6 protein-coding genes are annotated in these 7,048 nt (G+C 72.3%); 5 read left to right on the top strand and 1 reads right to left on the bottom strand.

Annotated elements, in window-relative coordinates:
- Positions 1-540 (bottom strand): NAD(P)H-hydrate dehydratase (locus I59_RS03005; RefSeq protein ID WP_042726406.1); only part of this gene is annotated, 540 nt, incomplete at its 3' end.
- Positions 541-564: 24 nt separating this feature from the next.
- Between I59_RS03005 and I59_RS03000 the strand changes: the two genes are divergently transcribed.
- The 5 genes from I59_RS03000 to I59_RS02980 form a co-directional block, all read left to right on the top strand.
- Positions 565-1,203 (top strand): HAD family phosphatase, encoded by a 639-nt coding sequence (locus I59_RS03000; RefSeq protein WP_022902608.1) that lies wholly within the window; start codon positions 565-567, stop codon positions 1,201-1,203.
- Positions 1,200-2,282, top strand: a complete 1,083-nt coding sequence (locus tag I59_RS02995) for an NADH:flavin oxidoreductase/NADH oxidase (RefSeq protein ID WP_022902607.1) — start codon at positions 1,200-1,202, stop codon at positions 2,280-2,282. Before I59_RS03000 ends, I59_RS02995 begins: the two co-directional genes overlap by 4 nt.
- A gap of 62 nt (positions 2,283-2,344) precedes the next feature.
- The gene (locus I59_RS02990; protein WP_148286058.1) at positions 2,345-4,306 is read left to right on the top strand and encodes a hypothetical protein; all 1,962 of its coding nucleotides are present in this window, start codon (positions 2,345-2,347) and stop codon (positions 4,304-4,306) included.
- 202 nt (positions 4,307-4,508) lie between these two features.
- Complete coding sequence (locus I59_RS02985; protein WP_022902605.1) at positions 4,509-5,978, top strand: hemolysin family protein; 1,470 nt, start codon at positions 4,509-4,511, stop codon at positions 5,976-5,978.
- A partial coding sequence (locus I59_RS02980) for a hemolysin family protein (protein WP_022902604.1) occupies positions 5,975-7,048 on the top strand: 1,074 nt, incomplete at its 3' end. The genes I59_RS02985 and I59_RS02980, both read left to right, overlap by 4 nt.

Below are 7,048 nucleotides of genomic sequence, written 5' to 3'. Positions count from 1 at the left end.
CTCCCCCTTGAGGAGCACGACGCTGCCGGTCTGCCGTGCGGCACGGAGCGCGGCGGCGGCCGGGTCGGCCTCGACCTCGTCGCGGGACTCGCCGAGGAGGGAGGCGGCTTCGCCCGCGTGCGGCGTGAGCACCGCGAGCGGGCCCAGGTCGACGAGCGGGATCGCACCGGCGTCGACGACGACCGGGACGCCGTCGTCGGAGGCGTGTCGGAAGGCGTCGGCGGTCGCATCGTCGAGGTCGTCGAGGGACGGGGCGGAGATGCCCGACCCGACGAGCCACGCCTGGACGCGTCCGACGCCGGACACGGACTCCGGTCGACGGGTCAGCACGTGGTCGGTGGCGCGCGCCGGACCGACGTAGCGGACCATGCCGACCCCGGTGTGCACGGCCGCGTCGACGCCGAGGACGGCCGCGCCCGGGTACCGGTCGGAGCCCGTCGCGACGCCGAGCACGCCGCGGCGGTACTTCGTCGACTCGCCGTGCGGCACGGTCAGCCAGCGGGCGGCGTCGGACGGGCGGAAGGGCACGGGGTCGCTCATCGTGCCCACAGTACGGTGGGGCGCATGAGCCTGTTCCTCCCCGGTCGCGTGGTGGTCTTCGACTACGGGGAGGTGATCAGCCGGACGCCGCACGCGTCCCGGGTCGCCCTCGTCGCTGCGACCGGTGTGCCGGGCGAGGAGCTGTTCCCGGTGTACCAGGAGCTCCGGCACGACCTCGACCGTGGCGACCTCTCCGTGCTGGCCTACTGGCGGGCGATCGGCGACCGGGTCGGGCGACGCTGGAGCGTCACGGACGTACACCGGTTCTGGGCGATCGACTTCACCGGCTGGTTCGAGGTCGAGCCGGAGACCCTCGCGCTCGTGGAGGAGCTGCACGACGCCGGCACCCGGCTCGCACTCCTGTCGAACGCCGGCTTCGACTTCGGCGACCCGTACCGCCGGTCGCCCATGGGATCGCTCTTCGAGACGGTCGTCGTGAGCGCCGAGGAGCACGTGCTGAAGCCCCACGCATCCATCTACCGCGACGCGTGCGCACGCCTGGGAATCACGCCCGCGCAGATGGTGTTCGTCGACAACAGGGCCGAGAACGCCGCCGGTGCGGAAGCGATCGGGGCGGTCGGCCACCACTACACGTCCCCCGCCGGGCTGCGGACCTTCCTGCAGGACCTGGCGACGACGACCCCCGAAGGAGCACCCGCGTGACGCACGCCCTGTTCGAGCCCATCACCATCCGCGACCTCACCGTCCGCAACCGCATCTGGGTGTCGCCGATGTGCCAGTACTCGGTCGAGGCGCAGGACGGCGTGCCCACCCCCTGGCACCTCGTGCACCTCGGGTCGTTCGCGAAGGGCGGCGCGGGTGCGGTCGTGGTCGAGGCGACCGGAGTCGTGCCGGAGGGCCGGATCAGCCCGCAGGACCTCGGGCTCTGGAACGACGAGCAGCGTGACGCGTTCCGTCCGATCGTCGACTTCATCCACTCGCAGGGAGCCGCCGCCGGCGTGCAGCTCGCCCACGCCGGCCGGAAGGCGTCGACGTTCCGCCCGTGGGAGTCCACGCGCGGCTCGGTGCCGGTCGAGGACGGCGGCTGGCAGACCGTCGCGCCCTCGCCCGAGGCGTTCGACGGCTACGCGGTCCCGCGGGAGCTCGCCGCGGAGGACGTCCGGGTGCTCGCCCTGTCCTTCGCCGCATCGGCACGCCGCGCGATCGAGGCCGGCTTCGACCTCGTCGAGGTGCACGCGGCGCACGGCTACCTCCTGCACCAGTTCCTGTCCCCGCTGTCGAACCACCGCGAGGACCAGTACGGCGGCTCGCTCGAGAACCGTGCCCGCGCCCTGCTCGAGGTGCTCGACGCGATCCGCGCCGAGGTCGGCGACGGCTTCCCCGTGGTGGTCCGGTTCTCCGCGACCGACTGGGTCGACGGCGGCCTGACGCTCGAGGAGACCACGCAGGTCGCGCGGTGGGCGGCCGAGCACGGTGCCGACCTCGCGGACGTGTCGACAGGCGGCAACGTCGCGAGCGCCCCGATCCCGGTCGGCCCCGGCTACCAGGTGCCGTTCGCCGCGGCCGTCAAGCGTGACGCGGGCATCGGCACGATCGCCGTCGGGATGATCTCCGAGGGGTTCCAGGCCGAGCAGATCGTCGCGACCGGGCAGGCCGACGTCGTGATGGTCGGGCGGGAGTTCCTCCGCGACCCGTCGTTCCCGCTGCGCGTGGCGGTCGAGCTCGGCGTGCACGTCGACTACGAGCCGCAGCAGTACCACCGAGCACGGGTGACCGCCTAGGACGACGAGGGGCAACTCGGGATGTTGTACATTACATACTTCACCTCGAGCAAGGAGCCCAGTTGTCCCACCCCCTCATCCGTGTGCAGCACGGTCGTCTCGCTGTCGTGACGGCGTGCATCGTCGGCGGAGCGCTGTCGGCGACCTCGGTGACGGGTGCCGTCGCGGCCCAGCCGACCACGACCGCGACCGCGACCGCGCGGAGCGGCGCAGCCCAGGCGGCGCCGCTCCCCCGTGCCGCCCCGCCGTTGCACGCGGTCGCGACGTTCCTGCCCGACCGGTCGCGTGAGCTCGTGGTCGAGGGCAGCACCACGCCGGGCGACCGGGTCACCGTGACGTCCACGGACACGGACCTCACCGGGGTCGCAGCGACCGCCGACCCGTCCGGTGCGTTCCGGATCCCTGTGCCTGCCGAGCACCTCTCCGGGGAGCACGCGTTCCAGGTGTCCGACGCGGCCGGACCGTCCACGACGGTCGATGCCGACTTCGGCGACGCCGTCACGATCACCAGCCCGGCCGACGGCGCGGGCGGTGTGGACGTGCCGTTCACCGCGACGGGTACCGGAGAGCCGGGGTCCGACGTCTCGCTCACCTTCGACGACCACGTCGCGAGCGGTGCGGTCGCCACGGACGGACACTGGTCGATCCCCGTCGGTCCGGACCCCGTGTTCGCCGTGACGCACCCGACGGCCGACGACACCACGGTCGAGTACGGCGGCGACCTCCCGGCGATCGGCGGGACCGGGCTGCCGGGGTCGACTGCTCGCGTCGTGCTGCGTGACACCGCCTCCGGTCGAGCGGTCACGAAGACCGCGACGGTCGGGACGGACGCGCTCTGGAACCTCCCGCTCGACGACGACGACGTCGTGTTCCCGAACCGGTACGAGGTCGCTGCCACGGCGTGCGCCCCGACCTGCGGGACACCGACACCGCGCTTCACGCTGGCGGCCGCTGACGACGCCTTCACCATCGAGTCGCCCGCTGCCGGCGCGGTGGTCACCACCGACCGCTTCGTGACCTTCACCGGACGGGGCATCCCCGGAGCCCTCGTCGACCTGTCGGTGGGCGGCACGCCCGCCGACGGCCAGGCCCGCGTGCTGTCGGACGGCACCTGGTCCTTCACGACGGCGTTCGACGCCAGCACCGCGGGAGCGGTCTCGGTGCGTGCGGGCGGCGAGTACGGCAGCGCCACGTCGACGGTCGAGGTCCGCGTCGGCGACCCCGCCGCACAGCAGTTCGCGATCACGTCCCCGGTGGCCGGCTCGTCCGGTCCGGCGATGCCCGGCAACTACGTGATGGTCGAGGGAACCGGCCCGGCGGGCGAGCGCATCGTCCTCGGACCCGACTCGAGCACGACCCAGCGGACCGTCATCGGGGCCGACGGCACATGGCGCTTCCTGACCCGGCTGACCGGCACCGGCCCGCAGACCGTGACGGTCCGCCGCGCCGACGGGACGGACGCGCGCCGGTCGTGGACCACGACCGCGCGTCCGACGGCGACGGACACGTTCTCCGTCACGGCCCCCGTCGAGCGCCTCGGCGTCCTCGCCGGCTACGACCCCGTGGTGTACGCCGGGACGGGTCGGGCCGGGGGAACGGTCCGGCTGGAGGGCCGCTCGGAGACCGCCGTCGTCGGACCGGACAACACCTGGACGCTCGAGGTGCCGTACGACACCTCGACCGTGTGGGGCGTCACGACCTCGACGCTCGTCGGGCCCGACGGCGAACGGGTGACGCGGACCTTCTCGAACGACGTCGTCACGCAAGACCTCTTCCGCGGTCCGGACACGCCGGTCAACTTCTCGACCGTCGACCGTGACGCGGACGGCACCGTCCGCGCCGTGGGACCGGCGTACGACTTCCCCGTCGTGCACGACGAGTCCGGGGCGACCATCGGACGGTTCGATCTCATCCCGGGCACCTTCGACGCGTTCTTCGACTTCCGGGTCGGAGCGGGCACGCACCGTTTCCTCCTCGACGCCCAGGGGCACAACGACTACCGGCTCGAGTTCACGGCGCGCTGAGCCGGTCCCGGACCGGTGCCACGGGTCGTGCGGTCCCCGCGGGCCGCACGACCCGCACCTGTACGTCCTCACGGCTCCGACACCCCCGACGCAGTACCATGGTCAGCACTGTGGACGATCCTCCGAACGCATCTTCGCCCTCCCACTCATCCGCCGCTCACACAGTGAGCAGCCCCTCCCCGCACGTTCCGGGAGGTGAAGAATGAGTCCGATCGACGTCGTCATGCTGATCGGCGGGATCCTGCTGACCCTCGGCACGGGGGTCTTCGTCGCGTCCGAGTTCGCGCTCGTGAACCTCGACCGCGCCGACGTCGAGGCTCGGCGCGACCGCGGCGAGACCGGCCTCGCACCGGTCATCGGTGCGCTCAAGGTCACCTCGACGCACCTGTCCAGCGCGCAGCTCGGCATCACCCTGACGACGCTGCTCACGGGCTACCTGCTCGAGCCCTCGATCGCCACGCTGCTCGAAGCGCCCTTCCTCGCGCTCGCGTTGCCGGAGACCGTCGTCGAGACGGTCGGGTCGATCGTCGCGCTCGTCATCGCCACCCTGCTGTCGATGATCCTCGGCGAGCTCGTGCCGAAGAACTTCGCCCTCGCGCTGCCGCTGCAGACCGCGAAGCTCGTCGTCCCGCTGCAGATCGCGTTCACGACCGTGTTCAAGCCCGCCGTGGCCGTGCTCAACGGCACCGCGAACGCCGTCCTGCGGGCGATGGGCATCGAGCCGCAGGAGGAGCTCTCGGGCGCGCGCAGCGCCGAGGAGCTCACCTCGCTCCTCCGCCGCTCGGCGTCCGAGGGCTCGCTCGAACAGGACACCGCGACGCTCCTCCAACGGACGATCTCGTTCTCGGAGCTCGACGCCGGCGAGGTCATGACCCCGCGGCCCCGGCTCTCGACCATCCGGGTGTCGGACTCGGCCGCGGACGTCATCGCCCTCACCCGGCGGACCGGGTTCAGCCGCTTCCCCGTCATCGAGGAGGACGCGGACGACGTCGTCGGCATCGTGCACGTCAAGCAGGCCGTCGCCGTGCCCCGCGAGAAGCGTCCCGAGGTCCCGGTCGGCGCACTCATGACGGACGCCGAGCGCGTGCCCGAGACCATGCCCGGTGACGCCCTGCTCGCCGAGGTCCGCAGCCGCGGCTACCAGATGGTGATCGTCGTCGACGAGTACGGCGGCACCGCCGGGGTCGTCACGCTCGAGGACCTCGTCGAGGAGCTCGTCGGCGAGGTGTCCGACGAACACGACCGGCTCCGCATCGACGTCGTCCGGTCCCGCGGCTGGCTGACCTTCCCCGGACTCCTGCGCCCCGACGAGCTCGAGGACCGCGCGGGGGTGACGGTGCCGGAGGACGGCGCGTACGAGACCGTCGGCGGGTTCATCATGTCGACGCTCGGGCGTCTGCCGGTCGTCGGTGACGAGGTGGCGATCGACGGGGGTGTGTTCCGCGTCGAGCGCCTCGACGGCCGCCGCGTCGACCGCATCCGCTGGACACCGACCGCGCCGGAGCCCGCCGTGGCGGCCGCCGAGTCGGCACCCACCGCGTCGACGTCGACCGCGTCGCGCACGGCCGGTCGCCGGAAGACCTCGCAGTCCCCCGCGACCGGCATCATCATCCCCGCGACCCGGTCGACCCCGACCGTGGACGACACCTCCGCGAAGGGCGGCACCCGATGATCCCCGTCACCGTGCTCGCCGCCGGCGGGTCCGCCTCGACGACCTCCGACTGGTGGGGCATCTTCTGGCTCGTCGTCCTCCTGCTCGGCAACGCCTACTTCGTCGCGGCCGAGTTCGCCGTGATCTCCGCCCGACGCTCGCAGATCGAGCCGCGTGCCGAGGCCGGGTCGAAGGCGGCGCAGATGACGCTCTGGGCGATGGAGCACGCCACGCGCATGCTCGCCACCACCCAGCTCGGCATCACGGTCTGCTCGCTGCTCATCCTCAACGTGTCCGAGCCGGCGATCCACCACCTGCTCGAGGGCCCGCTGCACCTGACCGGCTGGAGCGTCGAGGTCATCGGCGTCGTGGCGTTCGTGTTCACGCTGCTGCTCGTGTCGTTCCTGCACGTCGTGTTCGGCGAGATGGTCCCGAAGAACATCTCGTTCTCGATGCCCGACCGCGCCGCGCTCATGCTCGTCCCGACGCTCTGGTACATCGGCCACGGCCTGCACTGGGTCGTCGTCGGCCTGAACGAGGCCGCGAACGGCGTCCTGCGCCTGTTCAAGGTCGAGCCGAAGGACGAGGCGGTCAGCGCCTTCACCGTGGAGGAGGTGCAGACCATCGTCGAGCAGTCCCGCCGTGAGGGCACGCTGGTCGACGACGGCGGGACCCTCCGGATGGCGTTCGAGTTCACCGAGAAGCAGGTCCGCGACGTCGCCGTGCCGATGGCGGAGCTCGTCACCCTGCCGGAGGACGCCACCCCCGGCGACGTCGAGCGGGCGGTCGCGCAGCGCGGCTTCTCGCGGTACGTGCTCGTCGGCGAGGACGGCTCCCCCACCGGTTACGTGCACGTGAAGGACGTCATCGACCTCCGCCCCGACGAGTACGACGACCCGGTGCCGCCGAAGCGCATCCGGCAGCTCATCTCGCTGTACACCGAGACCGACCTCGAGGACGCCCTCGCGACCATGCGCGGCGCCGGCCGCCACGTGGCCCGCGCGTTCGACGCGGAGGGTCGCACGCTCGGCGTCCTGTTCCTCGAGGACATCCTCGAGGAACTCGTCGGCGAGGTGGAGGACGCGACGCGA

This window comes from Curtobacterium sp. B8 (genome assembly GCF_000333315.1).
Classification (GTDB): Bacteria; Actinomycetota; Actinomycetes; order Actinomycetales; family Microbacteriaceae; genus Curtobacterium; species Curtobacterium luteum.
Note: the sequence above shows the minus strand (reverse complement) of the source record. Positions and strands in the feature narration are given on the sequence as shown.